Source organism: Mariniflexile sp. AS56 (assembly GCF_030552475.1).
Taxonomy (GTDB): Bacteria; Bacteroidota; Bacteroidia; order Flavobacteriales; family Flavobacteriaceae; genus Mariniflexile.
On sequence record NZ_JAUPED010000001.1, the window covers coordinates 25,106 to 44,871 of the forward strand.

General features: G+C 35.5%; 13 protein-coding genes and 1 tRNA gene. 9 read left to right on the top strand and 5 right to left on the bottom strand.

Features of this window, described 5'->3' with window-relative positions; translation table 11 throughout:
- Nucleotides 1–176: 176 nt before the first annotated feature.
- The 4 genes from Q5N74_RS00130 to proS all read right to left on the bottom strand — a co-directional run bounded on the left by Q5N74_RS00130 (nucleotide 177) and on the right by proS (nucleotide 4,614).
- Nucleotides 177–2,459: a c-type cytochrome gene (locus Q5N74_RS00130; RefSeq protein WP_304386634.1), complete on the bottom strand. Its 2,283-nt coding sequence runs from the start codon at nucleotides 2,457–2,459 to the stop codon at nucleotides 177–179.
- A gap of 150 nt (nucleotides 2,460–2,609) precedes the next feature.
- The gene (rpsT, locus tag Q5N74_RS00135; RefSeq protein WP_304386635.1) at nucleotides 2,610–2,861 is read right to left on the bottom strand and encodes a 30S ribosomal protein S20; all 252 of its coding nucleotides are present in this window, start codon (nucleotides 2,859–2,861) and stop codon (nucleotides 2,610–2,612) included.
- Between the two features lie 29 nt (nucleotides 2,862–2,890).
- Nucleotides 2,891–2,962 (bottom strand) — tRNA-Glu (locus Q5N74_RS00140).
- A gap of 173 nt (nucleotides 2,963–3,135) precedes the next feature.
- On the bottom strand, nucleotides 3,136–4,614 hold the full coding sequence (gene proS, locus Q5N74_RS00145) for a proline--tRNA ligase (RefSeq protein ID WP_304386636.1): 1,479 nt from the start codon (nucleotides 4,612–4,614) through the stop codon (nucleotides 3,136–3,138).
- A gap of 99 nt (nucleotides 4,615–4,713) precedes the next feature.
- On the opposite strand from proS, the gene Q5N74_RS00150 reads away from it, so the two are divergent.
- The 9 genes from Q5N74_RS00150 (at nucleotide 4,714) to Q5N74_RS00190 (ending at nucleotide 19,226) form a co-directional block, all read left to right on the top strand.
- Entirely contained in the window at nucleotides 4,714–5,892 is a 1,179-nt protein-coding gene (locus Q5N74_RS00150) for a hypothetical protein (RefSeq protein WP_304386637.1), read from the top strand.
- A 26-nt stretch (nucleotides 5,893–5,918) separates the two neighbouring features.
- Nucleotides 5,919–7,439 (top strand): OmpP1/FadL family transporter, encoded by a 1,521-nt coding sequence (locus Q5N74_RS00155; protein ID WP_304386638.1) that lies wholly within the window; start codon nucleotides 5,919–5,921, stop codon nucleotides 7,437–7,439.
- Between the two features lie 189 nt (nucleotides 7,440–7,628).
- A complete protein-coding gene (folE, locus tag Q5N74_RS00160) occupies nucleotides 7,629–8,306 on the top strand; it encodes a GTP cyclohydrolase I FolE (RefSeq protein ID WP_304386639.1) in 678 nt (225 codons plus the stop codon).
- 78 nt (nucleotides 8,307–8,384) lie between these two features.
- Nucleotides 8,385–9,866, top strand: coding sequence for a cysteine--tRNA ligase (cysS, locus tag Q5N74_RS00165; protein WP_304386640.1), 1,482 nt, complete (start codon nucleotides 8,385–8,387; stop codon nucleotides 9,864–9,866).
- An 80-nt stretch (nucleotides 9,867–9,946) separates the two neighbouring features.
- On the top strand, nucleotides 9,947–10,168 hold the full coding sequence (yidD, locus tag Q5N74_RS00170) for a membrane protein insertion efficiency factor YidD (protein ID WP_304386641.1): 222 nt from the start codon (nucleotides 9,947–9,949) through the stop codon (nucleotides 10,166–10,168).
- 405 nt (nucleotides 10,169–10,573) lie between these two features.
- Nucleotides 10,574–15,916, top strand: a complete 5,343-nt coding sequence (locus Q5N74_RS00175) for a CHAT domain-containing protein (protein WP_304386642.1) — start codon at nucleotides 10,574–10,576, stop codon at nucleotides 15,914–15,916.
- A gap of 5 nt (nucleotides 15,917–15,921) precedes the next feature.
- A complete protein-coding gene (locus Q5N74_RS00180; protein WP_304386643.1) occupies nucleotides 15,922–17,157 on the top strand; it encodes a peptidoglycan-binding protein in 1,236 nt (411 codons plus the stop codon).
- Between the two features lie 103 nt (nucleotides 17,158–17,260).
- Nucleotides 17,261–17,611: a hypothetical protein gene (locus Q5N74_RS00185; RefSeq protein ID WP_304386644.1), complete on the top strand. Its 351-nt coding sequence runs from the start codon at nucleotides 17,261–17,263 to the stop codon at nucleotides 17,609–17,611.
- 4 nt (nucleotides 17,612–17,615) lie between these two features.
- Nucleotides 17,616–19,226 carry an FAD-linked oxidase gene (locus Q5N74_RS00190; RefSeq protein ID WP_304386645.1) on the top strand — a complete coding sequence of 537 codons (1,611 nt, stop codon included), beginning with the start codon at nucleotides 17,616–17,618 and terminating at the stop codon, nucleotides 19,224–19,226.
- A gap of 119 nt (nucleotides 19,227–19,345) precedes the next feature.
- Here Q5N74_RS00190 and Q5N74_RS00195 read toward each other — a convergent pair whose 3' ends face one another.
- Complete coding sequence (locus Q5N74_RS00195; RefSeq protein ID WP_369686007.1) at nucleotides 19,346–19,750, bottom strand: ACT domain-containing protein; 405 nt, start codon at nucleotides 19,748–19,750, stop codon at nucleotides 19,346–19,348.
- Nucleotides 19,751–19,766 lie beyond the last annotated feature (16 nt).

Here is a 19,766-nt window from a genome sequence, read left to right on the forward strand (position 1 = left end):
TGTGAATAATTAATTTAAATGTGTTTGCAAATTTAAGTTTTAAAAAATCAAAAAAGGCATTTTATTTAATGATTTATAATCTTAATTTTAATTATTTCGCAAAGTGTTATTTTAGATACTATCCCAATAAAGGCCTCTCATTTCTAGACGTTTTATTAAAGATGCTATGGCTGTTTCTATTTTAATCCTTTCAACTCAAGTAATTCTGCTTCACTAAAAACATTACCTCTTTTTGGTTTTTGATCGCGAAGTTGCTTTATTCTTTCTACATTTATTTTACTAGACTTTCCTGGAAAAGCATTGTTAAGGTACTCAATAATATTTTTAATATCGGTATCTGTAAACTCTGGGTTATTAGCCAATCCTGGCATGATAGCATCCAGTTCGTATAACTTGCCATTAACATGAATGGGACCAGACAAACCATGCAATATGATTAGCGCTAATCTTTCCGACGCCCCTGTTACGTACTCAGAATCTTTTAATGGAGGTGCTAAATTTTCAATACCTTCACCATCTATACCATGACAAGTAGCACAAAAATTCCTAAATATATTATACCCTGCAGTTCTTGCATCTGTTGCAACACTTTCCGCTGTATAAATAAAGTTTTTCTTATTCTTCTCTTTATTCGAAATCGTACTATTCAAAATATCAAGTAGTATGTATTTTGGCGCATCATGTCCCCTTTCATTTAAGAATACTAAAAAGTTTTCTTCCATACCTGTCAAACTGTTTATCAAAGCTTCTTGATATATTAAATGGTCTTTATACTTATTTGAAAGTTCTAAAACTATTGGGAAAAACTTTTCATTAGAACGTGCTATCCAATCGCCTAAAGAATTTAGAAGATACAGATCAATTTCCGGATTGTTTTTAGACATTAACTTTTGAGTCAACGTTATAACGGGTAACATACGGTCTTCTCTAGCAAATTGTTCTAATAAAACAAGCGCGTGACTTATGGAACTGCTATTACTATTTGAATAAAGTAGCTTCACCAAGGTGTCAAAACTTAGTGCATTCAAACCATTTAAAGCGTGTAATGCATGTATTTGAGCTAAAGGATTATTACTATTTTTAAGCAGTTTTTCTAAAAGTAAAATGGTTGATTTTTCTTTTTTATGAATTAATAATTGCTGAGCGCGATCTCTTAGCCAACCATTAGGGTGCTTCAATACATCAACCAATTCTGAAATATTTAAGCTTTCTAAATCAACAATTTTCTTTGAGTCCGTATTTTTACTAACCACTTTTAGAATACGTCCCATACCAATAATGGTATCTAGCTTCTTTTCTGCATATTTTTTCTGCAAATAAGGCGTTAAAAAGGCTTTATCTTGAATGATGCCACGGTGCATATCTACAATATACATATTGCCATCGGGACCATTAAATAAATTTACTGGACGAAAACCTTCATCTGTAGAAGCTATAAATTCTGTATTGGGAATAGCCTGATCCGCTGTTACTTTACCAGGAGTTATCGTTAAAACATTGCGTTTAACAACATTCGCTTCAGGCGCACAAACAAAAGCATTCTCTAAATAAGCTTTCGGAAATTTATCGCCTCTATAAATAAGTGGGCCACAAGCCGAAGTAACATTCACTAAAAGACTATCCTTATTTAATACACCATCTACGTAACCTCGGTTAACAGATGTTGGATGTAAAGGAAAAACATTTTGGTTAGGCGTTAACTTTTTACCTACAGCTTCCGTTGGTTTATAAAATGAATTCTTAATAACGGTATTAGGCAACACATAATCACCTATAAGCTGGGTTGAATTTGTGTTGTAGTAAAGTCTTCCAAAATTATCTTTACTAATGCCCCATTGCCCACGAAAGGTCGTAGGTTCCTTTATCCATTGTCCGCCTTTCTTTTGATATCTAAAATTAGATTTGGCATTATAAATCCAGTTATCAATATGCATCATCAAACCATTTGGTTGATGCTCCACATTACCACCATCAGAATATAAAGAGTCTACCAAAACTCTATTTATAGGTTTATCATCTTTTATATCTACAAACCATAGGTTAGGCGGCTCAGCGTATAAAAGACCTCCGTAAACGTGTGCTAGCGCTCTTGGTAAAACAAGATTATCTAAAAATATTTTTGAATGATCGATTATACCATCTTCATCCCTATCTTCTAAAATAGTAATGGTTCCATTTGGCTTTTCACTCCCTGTACCTTCCAGGTTTTGCATATAACCTTTCATTTCAACAACCCATATGCGCCCTTTGTTATCAAAATCCATAGCAACCGGAGCTTCAATAAAAGGTTCAGAAGCGACTACTTGTAACTCAAATCCATCTTCAATTTGATAATCCTTCAAAGACACCAAAGGTTCTTCAAAAGACTTTTGCTTACAAGCTATAGATAGTAATGTTACTGTTAGCACTAACAATACTGATTTATAGTTCTGGGTATAATTAAAATAGTAATGTTTCAAGGTTATAAATTTAGGAAGCCCTATTTGGGATGCTACAAACAGATGACCGTTATATCATAATATTCACAAAGATTAAACTATAAATTCAATCCACAAAAAAAGCTTCCCTGTTTAGAGAAGCTTTTAAATACTTTTAAAAAAATGTAAGTCTTAAAGTGCAGCGATATGCTTAGATAAACCAGATTTAAGGTTAGCAGCTTTATTAAAGTGAATAACATTTTTCTTAGCCAATCTATCTAACATAGAAACTACAGAAGGAAATAAAGCTTCAGCTTCTTTCTTATCAGTTAACTCACGTAATTTCTTTATAGCATTACGAGTTGTTTTATGCTGATATTTATTAACCAAACGCTTAGCTTCGTTACTTCTTATTCTCTTTAATGCTGACTTATGATTTGCCATTTTTTTACTTTATTTTTTTTTAAAAATTGTAGCCCGTAGGGGAATCGAACCCCTCTTACATGGATGAAAACCATGCGTCCTAGCCGATAGACGAACGGGCCATTTTGTTTTGAGTGCGCAAAGATAAAATTAATTTTTAATTCTACAACTTAAATTTTAAAATTTGCGTAACTTTTTTTTTCAAATAACTTACAACGTTTCCATTGCGGATGCAAAAATACAACTATTTTTAAATGTCACAATAGCTACGCAAACTTTTTTTAAAAAATTTTAATTAATAGGCTTTCGCAAACAAAACACGTCCTTTTGATGGCGCTCCAGAGAACACACACACACCTTCTTCTTCCTTCATTTCCAAAGGAATACATCTTATTGTTGCTTTAGTAAGCTCTTTTATTTTTTCTTCGGATTCATTCGTACCATCCCAATGTGCAGAGATAAATCCGGTCTTTTTCTCCAAAACGTCCTTAAATTCCTCAAAAGAATTCACTTCTGTAATGTGAGAATCTCTAAAATCTGAAGCTTTTTTAAATAAACTATCCTGAATTTCTTTTAATAAATTTTCAACGGTGTTAGTTAAATCGTCTAAAGCAACCACAGATTTGGTCAACGTATCACGTCTAGCAAGCTCTACAGTGCCGTTTTGAAGATCTTTTGGCCCAATAGCGACACGTAATGGCACACCTTGTAATTCATGTTGAGCAAATTTAGCACCTGGACGTTGCGTATCTCTATCGTCAAACTTAACAGTAACTCCTTTAGATCTTAAATCTTTTAAAATACCGTTAGCAACTTCAGAAACGGCGGCAAATTCTTCATCTGTCCTATATATAGGTACAATAACAACTTGGTTTGGCGCCAAACTAGGAGGCAACACCAAGCCATGATCATCACTATGCGTCATAATTAAAGCACCCATCAAACGTGTAGACACTCCCCATGATGTTGCCCAAACATAATCTTGTTTACCTTCTTTATTAGCAAATTTAACATCGAAAGCTTTCGCGAAGTTCTGCCCTAAAAAGTGGGAAGTACCTGCTTGCAATGCTTTCCCATCTTGCATCAAGGCTTCAATACAAAAAGTTTCCTCGGCACCTGCGAAACGTTCACTTTCAGTTTTCACACCTTGTATTACAGGTATTGCCATGAAATTTTCGGCGAATGTTGCATATACATTATTCATCAACTTCGCTTCAACCAATGCTTCTGCTTTTGTTGCGTGTGCAGTATGCCCTTCTTGCCATAAAAATTCCGCAGTACGTAAAAACAAACGGGTACGCATTTCCCATCGCACTACATTACACCATTGATTTATTAATATGGGTAAATCGCGGTAGGATTGAATCCAGTTTCTATAGGTGTTCCAAATAATAGCTTCACTTGTTGGGCGCACTACTAATTCTTCTTCCAATTTAGCATCTGGGTCTACACGTAATTTCCCTGGTCTATCTGGGTCGTTTTGCAACCTATAATGTGTTACAACAGCACACTCCTTTGCAAAACCTTCCGCGTTTTTTTCTTCAGCTTCAAATAAGCTTTTTGGCACAAATAATGGAAAATACGCGTTTTGATGGCCTGTTTCTTTAAACATTTTATCTAATTCTGCTTGCATTTTCTCCCAAATGGCATAACCATATGGTTTGATTACCATACAACCACGAACCGCCGAATTCTCCGCCATGTCTGCCTTAACAACCAATTCGTTATACCATTTGGAATAATCTTCCGCCCTACTAGTAAGTTTTTTACTCATATGTCTGTTTTGGCACAAATATTGTGACTATGTTAAATATAAAAATAGTTCAGCAAAACTAACTATTTTTGTTATGTTCAACAATAAAAATCAAGAGATATGCAATTAAATACCTACTTAATAAAAAAAATGCCATACTTGGCAATTCTTAGCTTAGTATTTGGCTTATACTCATGTGGTTCTTATCAATATGTTGGTGTGGAGAACGATGGCATTTACGGCGGCACAACGAGAACCGTGCAGTATGAAGAAGCTGTTGCTGAAGTTCCACAGAATTCAAACAATAACTATTATTCAAATTACTTTAAAAATAAATCTTTAGAGACCGAATATATGTTGGCTAGCAACGAAGTTTTTACCGACATAGATGATTATGAAGGTAATAACAATTATACTGAAGGCGATCCAACAACCAACGATTACCAAGGTTATGGTGGTTGGGGGCAAGACCAATCGAACGTGGTGATAAACATCCATCAAGATTATGGTTTTGGTTTTGGTTACAATAATTATTATTGGAACCGTCCTTATTATAACAATTGGGGTTACGACTACGGTTGGAACAACTGGAATTACTATGGTTCAAATTGGAACAGTCCTTATTATGGTGGTTTCTATAATAGCTGGGCTTACAACCCTTGGAATTATGGATACTACGGCAATTACCATGGTCACTACGGGTATAACGGCTATAACAACTACGGTTATTACGGCAATAATAGGAATTACAACAACCGTAATATAGCTTACAGCGCTAGCAGAAGAGGTAGCAGTTACAGCAACAACTCTAGAAGCTTAAGTACTAATAATAATTACAGCACTTCTAGACGCAGCAATACTGTTTCTACAGCAAACACATCAAAATATAACACCTCTAGAAGAAGTAGTGTAAGCACAAGCTCACCTACATCAACATCTTCTGCAAGACAAACTAATTCTAACGGAACACGCGTTTATTCAAATACACAAAGAAGAACGACATATAGTACGCCTTCAGCGAACTCGACTTCCAGATCGTCATCAACAGTAAGACGAAGCGGAAGCACTTATACGCCTTCAAGAAGCAGTAGCACTAATTCTGGAACCTACTCAAGATCTTCTTCAAATAGTAATTCTACATACACGCCAAGTTCTAGCTCATCATCAAGTAGAAGTTACACACCAAGTTCTAGCTCATCATCAAACAGTAGCAGCACAAGATCTTCAAGTAGTAGCTCTAGTTCTGGAAGTAGCAGAAGTTCTGGCTCATCAAGTAGCAGTGGTGGAAGACGCGGATAATCCTTAAAAAAACAAAAAATTACACAATGAAAAAGTTAAACCTACTATTTATAGGCATGCTATCGGCATGCGCATTAAACGCTCAAGATATATCGGATGCCTTGCGTTATTCACAAAGTGAAGTACAAGGATCCGCTCGCTTTAGAGCTCTAAGTGGTGCCTTTGGTGCTTTAGGTGGTGATATGAGTGCGGTTAGCATAAACCCTGCAAGTTCGGCTGTGTTTAGTCAAAGTCATGCTTCTTTTAGTTTATCAAATTTAGACACCTCTAACGATACACAGTATTTTAATGGTTTCACCACAAATAGCAACTCTAATTTTGACCTCAATCAAGGAGGTGCTGTCTTTGTTTTTGAAAACAGAAACAACTCACCTTGGCGTAAATTCTCAATAGGAGTAGCTTACGACAGAACTAATAATTATGAAGATAGTTGGAATGCTAGAGGTACAAACCCTAACAATCAATCTATAGATTTTTATTTTTTAAACTATGCTGACGGCAAAAGATTGGATGAAATCTCTGCATTACCAGGAGAATCTTTAGCTGATGCGTATTCAGAGATAGGAAGCATTTATGGTTTTGCACATCAACAAGCTTTTTTAGGTTTTGAATCTTATATTTTAGAACCAGATTCTGATGATGATGCCAACACCTCTTACTTTTCAAATTTAGCTAATGGTGATTTTAGACACGATTATTCGAATGCCTCTACAGGTTATAACGGGAAAATTTCGTTCAACGTGGCCACACAATATGAAGACAACTTATATTTAGGATTAAACTTAAACTCTCATTTTATAGACTACCAACGCTCAACGTTGCTTTTCGAAAATAATACGAATTCAGGATCTGTTATAAGAAGTATTGAATTTGAAAATAACTTGGCAACTACAGGTAATGGATTCTCCTTCCAATTAGGAGGAATCATGAAATTAACACCGGAATTTAGAATAGGTCTAGCTTTCGACTCCCCTACTTGGTACACCATTAAAGAAGAAACAACACAATATTTAGCAACGGTTAGAGATGACAATGGGTCGAATGCGACACAAGCCATAAACCCTCAAACAGTTAATGTGTATCCTGAATACAAACTTCAAACGCCTTCAAAAATAACAGGTAGTTTAGCTTATATATTTGGAACGCAAGGTTTATTAAGTTTTGATTATTCTAGAAAAGATTACAGCAACACAAAATTCAAACCAGAATCTGACGCCTTTTTCAACGACCAAAACGCCATAATTAGCAATACACTTACTGATGCGTCTACTTACAGACTTGGTGGAGAATATAAAGTAAAACAATTAAGCTTTAGAGGCGGGTACCGTTTTGAAGAAAGCCCATATAAAGATGGTATTACAGTAGGTGATTTAACAGGTTACTCATTAGGTCTGGGTTACAATTTTGGTAACACCAAACTAGATGTTACTTACGATCAAGCAAATCGCACTAATGAAACACCTTTATATAATGTAGGTTTAACAGATGCGGCAGTGATAGACAAAACAAATTCTAACCTAACTATCTCGTTAAGTTTTAATATATAAACAAGTTAATTACACTCTTCATACAGCCTGAATTCTAAACAATTCAGGCTTTTTTTTAACTTTTTTTATTGTAATGAAGTCTGTAAAACACAGACAAACAAGGAAGACAATTAATTGTTTGTTAATACAAAACATAAGAAAAGTGTTTTGCTTATCTTTGCAATCCAAAAATAGTGATTTAGTTGATAGATGAAAATTGAAAATAACATAGAAGAATTCGAATCTTTAGGAGAAGACCACGTAGGAACGTCGTCTGACACACCATTAAGACATGATGCTTTTAAGCTTTCTAATGAAGAAAAAATAGACATTATTAAAGATGATGTGCGCCACATTATGGAAACCCTAGGGTTAGATTTAACAGACGATAGTTTAAGCGGCACACCAAACCGTGTGGCTAAAATGTTTGTTAAAGAAATTTTTGGAGGTTTAGACCCAAAAAGAAAACCAAGCGCTTCTACCTTCGATAATAAATATAAATATGGCGAAATGCTAGTTGAAAAAAACATTACTGTTTACTCAACCTGCGAGCACCATTTACTTCCTATTGTAGGGAAAGCACACATTGCTTATATTTCAAACGGTACCGTAGTAGGCTTATCTAAAATGAACCGTATTGTAGATTATTTCGCAAAACGTCCACAAGTACAAGAACGTTTAACCATTCAAATAGTAAAAGAACTTCAAGACGTTTTAAATACAGATGATGTGGCTTGCGTTATTGATGCGAAACATTTATGCGTAAATTCGAGAGGTATTCGTGATATTGAAAGTAGCACGGTAACATCTGAATTTGGCGGAAAATTTAAAGAAGTTGCTACTCGCAGAGAGTTTTTAGATTATATAAAATTAGATACAAAATTCTAGTTATTTGTTAAGTTGTTTGTTGTTAAGATGCATACAAACAACTTAACAACAAATACCATACGGCTTAACACCTTACGCATGCAGCTATATCAAGATCATCAAATAAAAATATACAATTCTCTTACTGGTACAAAAGAAACCTTCACCCCTATTAGCGAAGGCTATGTAGGCATGTACGTTTGCGGCCCTACCGTATATAGCAATGTGCACTTAGGAAACGTTCGAACTTTTATGTCTTTCGACATGATTTTTCGTTACCTAAAACACCTAGGTTACAAAGTACGCTACGTAAGAAATATTACAGATGCTGGTCATTTAGAAAATGATGCTGATGAAGGTGAAGATAAAATCACCAAAAAAGCCCGTTTAGAACAAATAGAACCTATGGAAGTCGTGCAACGATACACCGTAGATTTTCACAATATATTAAACACATTTAACTTTCTACCTCCAAGTATCGAACCAACGGCTACGGGGCATATTATTGAACAAATTGAACTTATTAAAGACATTATAGATAACGGCTATGCCTACGAAGTAAACGGATCTGTATATTTTGATGTGCATAAGTTTAATGAAACCAATGATTACGGAAAATTAAGCAAGCGTAAACTGGAAGATTTAATTCACAATACCCGCGAATTAGATGGGCAAAGTGATAAAAAAAATCCGCAAGATTTTGCACTTTGGAAAAAAGCCGAACCGCAACATATTATGCGCTGGCCATCTCCTTGGGGAGACGGTTTCCCTGGTTGGCACTTAGAATGTACAGCTATGAGCACTAAGTATCTTGGCGACCAATTTGATATTCATGGTGGTGGTATGGATTTAAAATTTCCGCATCACGAATGTGAAATTGCACAAAATGAAGCTGCAAAAGGGCAATCGCCAGTAAACTACTGGATGCATGCCAATATGCTGGAGTTGAACGGACAACGCATGTCTAAATCGACAGGTAACACTGTAAATCCAGACGAATTACTTTCAGGAAACAACTCGTTTTTCAGTAAAGCATTCGCACCAAGTGTGATTCGATTTTTTATAGCACAAGCACATTACAGAAGCGTTCTTGATTTAACAGATGATGGTTTACTAGCGAGTGAAAAAGGTTTTTACAGACTCATGGATGCTATTAATTTACTGGACAGCTTAAAAGCTTCAGAAACCTCTAGTATAAATATTTCTTCTTGGAGACAAGCTTGTTATAATACTATGAGTGATGATTTTAATTCACCCATGTTAATTGCGAATTTATTTGAAGCTGCGAAATACATCAATCAAATTAAAGATGGCACTGCTACAGTAACCGCAGATGATTTAGCGCTTTTAAAAGAAAGTATAAACATGTTTTCTTTTGATATTTTAGGACTTGAAAACGTAACTAAAAAAGATGCAGGCACCGATAAATTATCGGGGGCTGTAGATATTTTAATCAAGTTAAGGCAAGAAGCTAGAGCGAATAAAGATTTTGCTTTATCCGATAAAATTCGTGATGAATTGGCAGCAGCTGGTATTCAACTAAAAGACGGTAAAGAAGGCACATCCTTTTCTGTGAATTAGTTTATTAAGTATTCTGTATTTATTTCAGATTCACATTAAACACCACATAACATAAAACACCTTCTGGTCTTAAAAGCACCATGAAAAAACTACTCATTGCACCGTTTTTACTATTGATAAAAGTGTACCAAACATTTATATCACCACTAACGCCTGCAACCTGTAGATACGCCCCTACATGTTCCCATTACACGAAAGAAGCTTTACAGAAACATGGCTTAATTAAAGGGGGATGGTTGGCCATAAAACGCATTTTTAGTTGCCATCCCTGGGGTGGTTCAGGTTACGACCCCGTGCCTTAATTTGTTTTTCGCTTTACTGATATCTACCCCAAGAAATCACCTATTATTAGGACGCTTCTTTTTTAATAAACGGTCTCAATTCAAGTACTTCCCTACTCTACATCTATCATTTTTACAAAAAACATAAAATTTAAAACCCTAACTGTTTGGTAATTAGGTTTTATTTAGTAATTTTAGTACAATCTCTACTTCTAATTATAGCAACACTCTCAAAACAACTTTTTTAATAGCGCATGCCTATAAAACTCATTTGCATAAATGGCTTTTACACGCATACATTTCATATTGACCTAACACCAATAAATTCGGCTGCTAGGTATTTTATTTTTTATAAATCTAAAATGAAATTGCTATGATATCAAAAAGAATCACCTTGACTCCTTTGAACGGTATAAAAACTAACCTATGACTAAAACAGCCAAAATAGTCGGAGTAAAACGGGATGTTACCTCTGCCACTTACAGTATCCCAGATACACTAGAGCAAAAGTTTGAACTAAAAACTTATATTGAAGTTGCGGCAACACGTTCTGGCAACGAAACAAACACGGTTTCACTGGAAGAAAATGATTTAATTGTAATTCAGTTTACCGATCAAACCGAGTGGATAGGTCATCCAGAGGATGTTCAAGCTATTTATGATAAAAGCACTTTATCGCAGCGTTCTATAACTAACGAAGACTATATTTTTGATATTCAAATAATTTCTGAAGATTCTACTCGCGGATTTATAAAACGTGCTTTAATAAAAGTGTTCAGCGTGTTCTCCCCCAAAAGCGCCGCTGTAGGTATGGAATTATTAGGGAAATCTTACGATAAAAAAATACAACCGCATCCTGGATTATACCTATTCGATGCTAACTTCAACAAAAAACTTTATAAAGAAACAACTAACACAGCACTACCATATTTATTATTGCTTCATGGTACCTTATCCTCATCTACTGATGCCTTTTTCAAATTAAATAACAATAATAAAGCTTGGAAAGACATTGTTTCCATTTACGGAAATCGAATTTTAGCCTTAGATCATTATACGCTATCGGTTAGTCCGCTTCAAAATGCTCTCGACTTTCTAAATGAATGCCCCAATAAATGTACCATTGATATTTTAAGTCATTCGCGAGGTGGCTTGATAGCCGATATTTTAGCAAAATGCGATTACAGAAATGCTGTTACAGGGTTTAGCAAACAAGAAATTGCCATTTTAAAAACCAAGGAAGAAGAAAGCAACCAACAGTTAATGATAGACATCAATGCGGTTGCAAAACGAAAAAAAATCACCATAAACAAAGTAGTTCGGGTAGCAGCTCCTGCTAGCGGAACCACCATTCTATCGCGAAGAATAGATCATTTTTTCAACTTACTTTTAAATGCTGCTTCTTTAGCTTTTGGTATAACAAATCCACTATATCACAATGTAAAAGGGTTTCTTTTAGAACTTGTAAGTCAGAAAGAAAACCCTGAAATTTTACCAGGTTTAAACGCCATGATGCCGGAATCACTATTTCAGAAAATGATGAATATATCCGATACGGTTGTGGTGAGTGACTTGTATAATGTTGCTGGAGATTCGGATGTTGGCGGTATTAATTTCAGTTCTTTAAAAGTGATACTCGCCAATCTATTTTACCGAGAAGCTAACGATTTAGTGGTTGATACCAGACGTATGGAACATGGCGTTATTAGAAAAGATGGTATGTACAAGTTTCTATCTAAAGGCAGTAGCACCAATCATTTTAATTATTTTTCAGCCGAAGATGCCGCATGTACTGCGATTCTAAATGCGCTTAACGCCAAAGAGCCCGTCCAAGCCACTCTATTTACTAAAGAACTTTACACAGAAGGTAAACGAGGCATCTTATTAGACGCCCTTTCGTTAGAAGGTATTCGTATTTACCCAGAAAAAATAACCCGAGATGTCGTTATTTTAGTTCCTGGAATTATGGGCTCTACCCTAGCCCGAAACGACGAGAACCAATGGGTAGATATGCGAAAAATAAATGATGGTGCTATTTCAAAAAACCTCAACATTAGCGCAGACAAAGTTGAAGCAAACGGTGTTATTAAAAAATATTATAACGAATTAGCTGAACATTTATCAGGACAATATGACATTATAACCATGCAATTCGATTGGCGAAAATCACTAAAAGAAGCTGCGAAAAATTTAAAGAATGAAATAGAAAACATCACTAAAAATCACAATGTTAAAATCCACATTATAGCGCATTCTATGGGCGGTTTATTGGTACGCCAGTTTATGATGGACTTTCCTGATGTTTGGAGTAAATTCAAACAAAACGAATTCAACAAATTCGTGATGCTTGGCACCCCTTGGTTAGGGTCCTATTTAATAATGGAAGTGCTAACGGGCCATAGCCGACGTGTTAAACAATTAGCTGCCATCGATTTTAAAAATGACAGAGGTGACCTTCTGAAAATTTTCTGGAAATACCCTGGTATTTTTGAATTACTTCCTATTGAAGAAACAACAAATCGCCCTTTTTGGGATACTACTTTTTGGCAAGATTTAGATAAAAAAGCCAACCTAAAAGACATGCCAAACCCCGACAGTAATACGAAATCTCTGGGGGATTTTAAAACATTTAGGGACACGGTATTGGAGTTTACCAAAAACTTAACGATCGCCGATTTTAAGAATATTTATTATATATGTGGACAGGCAGACAAAACAGTTTTCGATTATACGCTTCAAAACAGATTCCTTGCCCGTACTAAAAAACTAGTTTATAAAGCAACCTCTTATGGAGATGGAAGTGTTACTTGGGAAACAGGCATTCCTAAGCAGCTACTAAACAGCAGCAATCTGTATTACACCCATACCTCTCATGGCGATTTAGCAAATGAAACCTATATTTTTCAAGGTATTTCAGACATATTATCTACAGGAAGCACGAACCGACTGAACACCCAAAAACCAACATCGCGCGGAGGCGAGATTATCTCAGAAATTTATGAATCAGCAGAACCTTCATATAACTCAGAAGCAGTGGTTGATGCCTTATTCGACATAAAAAAACAAAGTAAACCAGAAGTTGATTCTTTTAACGTGAAGGTTATTCATGGAGATCTCAAAGTATCATCGTACCCGCTCATGGTAGGTCACTTCTATATGGATCTTATTTTAAGTTCTGAAAAAGCGCTAGACGTTTACCTAAATAACCGTCTATCACAGCGGCTAAGTATTGGCTATTACCCTGGTAAAATTGGAGAAAGCGAGGTGTTTTTCAACCTAAACACCCAACCTAAAGGCGCCATTATTTGCGGACTGGGAGACAGCGATTCACTTACCTCTTATTTACTTTCAAAATCTGTTAAGCAAGCCGTACTTAAATACGCCATGTTTATGCGCGATAACTATACCTTGCCAAGAGCGAAACAGTATGCCTCTGGCGTTTCGTTTGTTTTAATGGGCATTGGCTATGGCAAACTACCTATTGAAGACTCTGTTAAAGGCATTTTACTAGGTGTCGCAAAAGCAAATAAGCACATTAAAGAAACAGGTGAAGGTTTGAAACCTATTACAGATATTGAACTTATCAACTACTACGAATCTATAGCCAGTGAAACTTATTTCAGTCTTACAAGATTGCATGATACTGACAATCGTATTGTTTTCGATTTAAACCGAGGTATTACACGTCGTGCTGGTGCCAAAAAGAAAAAAGTGTTCCATAATAATGATTATGATTGGTGGTACAACCTTCATATAAATAGTTTAAAAAATAATGGAGCACAATGCAAATCGGAAAACGATGTGGATGGTTTTAAATATTACTCTTCAAATGGACTAGCACGGGTGGAACAAGAAATGGTAGGCATTGGTTTGCACAAAATAAACCATTTATTAGAAGAAATGTCAACCAGTTCTTCATGGGATAAAAGGTTATCAAAATCCCTATTCGAAATGCTTGTTCCAAACGATTTTAAAAACATATTTAGAGACCAAAACAATTTGGTTTTAAAGTTAGATAAATATGCGGCTCAAATTCCATGGGAATTATTGCATGATAGCAACACCTCGGAAACTCCCGCTTCAGTAACCTCTAGTTTTATTAGACAATTGGTCACAGAAGATTCGGTTCGTTACAATCAAGTCTCTTTAAACAACATCGAAGCTTTTGTTGTTGGAGACCCTATGTATAATCAAGAAAACTTGCCACCATTACCTGCTGCCAAAGCGGAATCTGAATGGGTGGCACAAAATCTAAAAAAAGCCAATTACAATGTCAATGCATTAATAAATTCTAATGCTAAAAACATCATGATGGAGCTTTTTAGCAAACATTATAAAATTATGCACTTTGCAGGACATGGCGTGTACGACCCTGAACATTGTAATGTGGGTATTGCCATAGGAAGCGGTATTTGCATAGATCCAGCCATGATAAACCAAATAGGTTATGTTCCCGAATTCATTTTCATAAACTGCTGTTATTCGGGTGTTTTAAAAGCGGAAGACGACATTTACAGTCAAAACCGTTACCATTTGGCTGCCAATATTGGTACACAACTTATTGAAATGGGTGTAAAAGCCATTGTAATTTCTGGTTGGGCGGTCGACGATGGTGCTGCGCGTGTTTTCGCCGAAACCTTCTATCAAAAAATGTTTCAAGGCTATAATTTTGGAGACGCCGTACAACTTGCGCGTTTTAAATGCCATCAAGAACACCCTAGAACCAATACATGGGGAGCGTATCAATGTTATGGAAATCAATTTTATAAATTCAGAAATAGTAAAAAATCCAGTCAGCAAAACCATGAATACGTGGTCGCATCACAAGTACATACCGATTTAGACAATCTACTCATTTCAATTCGGGACAAAAAAGAAAACAAAACCACAGCGCTTGTTGCACTAGACGCCTATTTAGATCGCGCTCAAGAATCTAATTTACTCGACGCGATGGTGCTAGAAAAAGAAGCCATGATTTATGATGAATTAGGCATGGTAGATGTTGCCTACCAAAAATACAAAGGTTTATTTGAGTTTGATAACGGCAATTATTCCATTAAAGCTCTAGAACAATATTGTTTTTTACAATCGCACTTACTAAAAACCAATATGCTGGAAGTCTTAAAATCAAAAAAAGGCAATGAAGCAACGAGTACCATTTCAGCATATCTCGATGAAATAAAACTGCTTACGCTTGCTGGTAGAAATGCCAGTAGATTAAATATTGTAGGCGATGCTTATAAGCAAACTGCCAAATACCTAAAGGGTCAAGAAAAAATAGACCAATTAAAAATAGCTTATAACTACTATCAAGAAGCATTAGCTATTTCTAAAGACAAGTATGGCGGACAATACCTCAACGCCATTTCTAATATGATTTACCTAGGTCATATTTTAGAGCTTCTAGGTGATGATAAATTACTAAATAGACTTAAAGAAAATAAAGGTTTTGAAAATGTTACAAATATTGAAAAATACCTAAAAGATTTTTACAAAGAACTTGATGATTTTGATAAAGTGGACCTGGACATTTCCGTCCTGATAGGAATGACTGAAATTAGTTATGCCATTTTACTCCTTAATAATGAAAACCATCAAGACCAAACTATATTAAAATGGTATAAAGAAATTTTCCAACTCTTGTATAGTCCTCGATACATAAACATTGAAATTTCTCAAATAGATTTCTTGTTAGACTATGTAACGACTAAAAATGTTAAGGAGTCTTTGAATTTTATAAAAAATGAGTTAATCAAACTATTAAATTAAAAATTATGGCAGTATTTTATTTAGGAGATTGCGACGCAGGTTCACAACCGCAAAACAGACAATTATACCTTAAACCTTTTCACACAGATGGTTTACTTGTAGGCAAAGTATCATTTAGAGATGACGATAGAACAAAATGGCGTTCGTTTCGTGAAGACTCGGGCAAGCACGTTTCAAAATTACAGCATTTTTTACATAAGGCTGGTTTTATGCCTCGCGCTTCTTTTGATGGGGTTTTTGGCTATGTAACACAAGCTGCGGTTAGATTATTTCAAGAATATGTAAGAAGCATAGAGCATGTTAAAGATATGGTGCCCGATGGTATTGTAGGGAACGGAACCATGAAACATGTAGAACGTTGGCAACAAGAAAATAAAGTAGCAGAATGGGGCACTAGAAACGCAAATAACCCTACAAAACAATATACTGATTGGATGGATTTATTGCAGCAAGCAAAGCGTCATTATGAAGCTAACCCTGGCCCCGTACTTAAACATTTAAATGGTATTTCTAAAACTTATGCCACTAGAAAACCTTCAGATTGGACGTTCAAAACTAGCGATATTCACCTTATAGGTGTTAGAAGAAACCAAACCCAAAGTACTACCAGACGCGAGAATGACGATTTATTCTTTCTACTTATAAACGGCATGGTATTTACTTTTTGGGGTTCTACAGATTCTAGTGTAAACATGGCAGAAAGAAAGGACGAAGCCTTTTTAATAGAAGGTCAACATGAATACCGCTTTGGGTGGCACAAAATCTCAGTAGAACAAAAAATTTACCGAGCTCTAAAACCTAAAGACCCGAATGGTGTTATGATTTTAAGAGATTGGGATAACGACAATGCCCTAACCGATGCCGATTTAAAAGTAACAGATAGTAACGGCAAACTAAAAGGCATTCAAGTAAACCCTTCTATAAATATACATTGGTCAGGTATTGGAACCTCCAATTACTCTGCAGGGTGCCAAGTAATTGCTGGTAAAAGCTATATAAACCATAATAACGAGCTACAAGATTGCTCCAAATTTGCATCTTCTAGTTACAGCGGACTTACAGATTCAAATAAACAAACTAAAGGCGCTTATAATATGCTTACCGATTTAATTTTATGCTACGCACCACCTCATGTTACTAGTATTTTCTATACACTAGGTCGAGAAGATTCGTTAGCCTTATCAAATAATTTCGGTGCTGAATTCGCTACAAATGTTTTAAAACGCTTGAAATCTGTTTAAATCAATAAAAACTATGAAATGAGCATGCTACCAATTTTATTTCTCCAAAGAGTGATTAGTAGCGAATAGCATGTATCCAATACTAAACAATAAATGTAATCACATGAAAACCAAAGTCAATCTAATCGTTTTATTCACCACATGCTTCCTTCTTACCTCCTGTTATTCCGTAAGGTTAAGAAGCATAAATGGTACGCCACAACCCGACCCTATTTCGAATCGAGATGATTATTATAGACATATGGAAGTGGTGGAAATTGATACGGTTATTAAAATTGATCTCACTTCTAAAGATTTCACATACCTAATCAAAGAAACCGATAAATGTAAAACAGGTAAACTACATACCGTAGAATTTAGAAATACCTTTGAAGGTTCGTTATTAAGTATGGTCACTTTTGGACGAAAACGTAAAATGAAAATTAAATACGTGTGTATGAAACCAGCAAATTAACATTATGGCAACTACAAAAACTCGCAACCTAAAAGAATGGGACACCTTGCATAACAATGGCCCTTTTCCGCTGAAAAAACTTTACATCACAGAATTAGAAGGTGATGGAAATATGCCCAATAAAATAGACCGTTTTAATGATGCTGCGAAAGAAATTCGCAGGCTTATTAAAGAAACCAAAGATGCCCATCAAGGTTTTAGAGCGTATGGGTCGGCATGGTCTATGAATCATATTGCCCACCATAAAGACCGCATGCACTATAATGGCTTTATGAATATCCATATGCCGATGCCTGCAGAAAATTGTCATACCAACTCAAATTTTGATACTTCCAATTTATTTTTGTTTGAATGTGGCACCACTATTAAACGGGTCTCTGAAGTGCTTTCTGCTCACGGAAAATCTTTAAAAACAACAGGAGCCAGTAATGGGCAAACCCTAGCGGGTTGTATTTCAACAGGGGTTCACGGTTCCGCCTTTCAAGTTGGCTCCGTTCAAGATTATGTTGTAGGCCTAAATTTAATTATAGGACCTAACCCAAATGATGTGGTGTATTTAGAACGCCATACCCAACCGGCGTTAACCGACACCTTTGCTAAAAAAATAAGTGCAAGAATCATACGAAACGACCACCTTTTTAATGCAGCCTTAGTTGGTTTAGGAGGCTTTGGCTTTGTACACGGTATTGTTATAGAAGCAGAACCTCGGTTTTTATTAAAGCGTTACGTAAAAAAAATAGATAAAGAAGTAGCACTCAAACTTGCAGACACACTTGATTTTAAAAATTCGTCGTTTAAAATTCCTGAAGAAACCACTGCAGATGGTTTTGGGGCAACCCCATACCATTATAAAGTTTTTATAAATCAATATAGTAAAGAGCCCAGCTATGTGGTAGAATTGATGTTTAAAAAACCATTTAAAACAGATTATAAAGACCCTTTCCCAATTATAAAACAATCACTCTATCGCGATTTAATTCACCTATTCACTAAAATGGCAGAGAAGTGCCCAAAAAGTATTCCATGGTTAGTAAAACAATTACGTAAAACTATTTTACCGACGGTAGATGATGAATTAATTGGCACACTGCCAGAAATATTTTGGGATGCTCCCTATCAAGGCCCCGCATTTGCATGTTCGGTTGGTGTAGACCATAAAAACTCATCAAAAGCATTAAAATTACTTGCGGATTTAACAAATAACGAAGGACCTATCCCCGGCATTTTTGCGATGCGTTTTGTTAAACAAACCAAAGCCACATTAGGATTTACAAAATTCCCAATAACCTGTATGCTAGAAATTGACGGTGTATTATGGAAAAAAACAAGGAAAATAATGAGCCTAACCGAATATTCAAAACGAATTATAGAAGTGTTGAAGCAAAACAACATCCCGTTTACTATTCATTGGGGCAAAAATAGCGATTGGTCATATCCTCAATTAGTGAATCACATGTTTGGTGCTAGCACCATTAAAACATGGAAATCATACAGAAATGCTTTATTAGGTGATGAAATGGCAGCATTATTTTCAAACGATTTTTTACATGATACGGGCTTAGCTGAAAAAGACATGAATATGGATGTAGACGAAGATTTAATTGCGTCGTTATAACAAGACACTCTGGAAGTTGAAAACCAATCCGACAAAATCACTAGAATCGTTTTAAACGCTTCGGAAGGAAAACTCGTTTTGAGTTTTGACAAAACAATCAAAAAACATCCTTACCATTGTTATTTTGATGACTCAGCCAATGCAGTTAAAACCGACATGGCTTTAATTGCATCGCCTGTACCAACAAATATATGATCGTGATAATAGCCCGCAACGACATTGCAACTTATATTATGTTCTGTAAGTGCATTGGAAAATGCAGCTGTTAAACCAACGGCTTCCAATGAAGAATGAATCAATAAGGTTATCCAAGCAGCTACAAAGTGATACTCTAAATGTAATGCATCGGCTTGACTTCTCTCCAACACAACAGTAACACCTTCTTTCTCTTTAAATTCAAATAAAGTAATTTCTCTTGGTATTACGCTTACATCTTTAACGGTTGTAAAAACATACGCTCCGTCGTTTAATTCAGGAGTCATACTCGCTATTAACTTTGATAAATTAGTTTCACCTTTCACCACAATAATTCAAATTAAA

Coding starts and splice junctions, on each gene's coding strand:
- Q5N74_RS00155 (WP_304386638.1), top strand. CDS start 5,919: ATGAAAAAGTTAAACCTACTATTTATAGGCATGCTATCGGCATGCGCA.
- folE (WP_304386639.1), top strand. CDS start 7,629: ATGAAAATTGAAAATAACATAGAAGAATTCGAATCTTTAGGAGAAGAC.
- Q5N74_RS00190 (WP_304386645.1), top strand. CDS start 17,616: ATGGCAACTACAAAAACTCGCAACCTAAAAGAATGGGACACCTTGCAT.
- Q5N74_RS00150 (WP_304386637.1), top strand. CDS start 4,714: ATGCAATTAAATACCTACTTAATAAAAAAAATGCCATACTTGGCAATT.
- Q5N74_RS00180 (WP_304386643.1), top strand. CDS start 15,922: ATGGCAGTATTTTATTTAGGAGATTGCGACGCAGGTTCACAACCGCAA.
- yidD (WP_304386641.1), top strand. CDS start 9,947: ATGAAAAAACTACTCATTGCACCGTTTTTACTATTGATAAAAGTGTAC.
- Q5N74_RS00175 (WP_304386642.1), top strand. CDS start 10,574: ATGACTAAAACAGCCAAAATAGTCGGAGTAAAACGGGATGTTACCTCT.
- proS (WP_304386636.1), bottom strand. CDS start 4,614: ATGAGTAAAAAACTTACTAGTAGGGCGGAAGATTATTCCAAATGGTAT.
- rpsT (WP_304386635.1), bottom strand. CDS start 2,861: ATGGCAAATCATAAGTCAGCATTAAAGAGAATAAGAAGTAACGAAGCT.
- Q5N74_RS00185 (WP_304386644.1), top strand. CDS start 17,261: ATGAAAACCAAAGTCAATCTAATCGTTTTATTCACCACATGCTTCCTT.
- cysS (WP_304386640.1), top strand. CDS start 8,385: ATGCAGCTATATCAAGATCATCAAATAAAAATATACAATTCTCTTACT.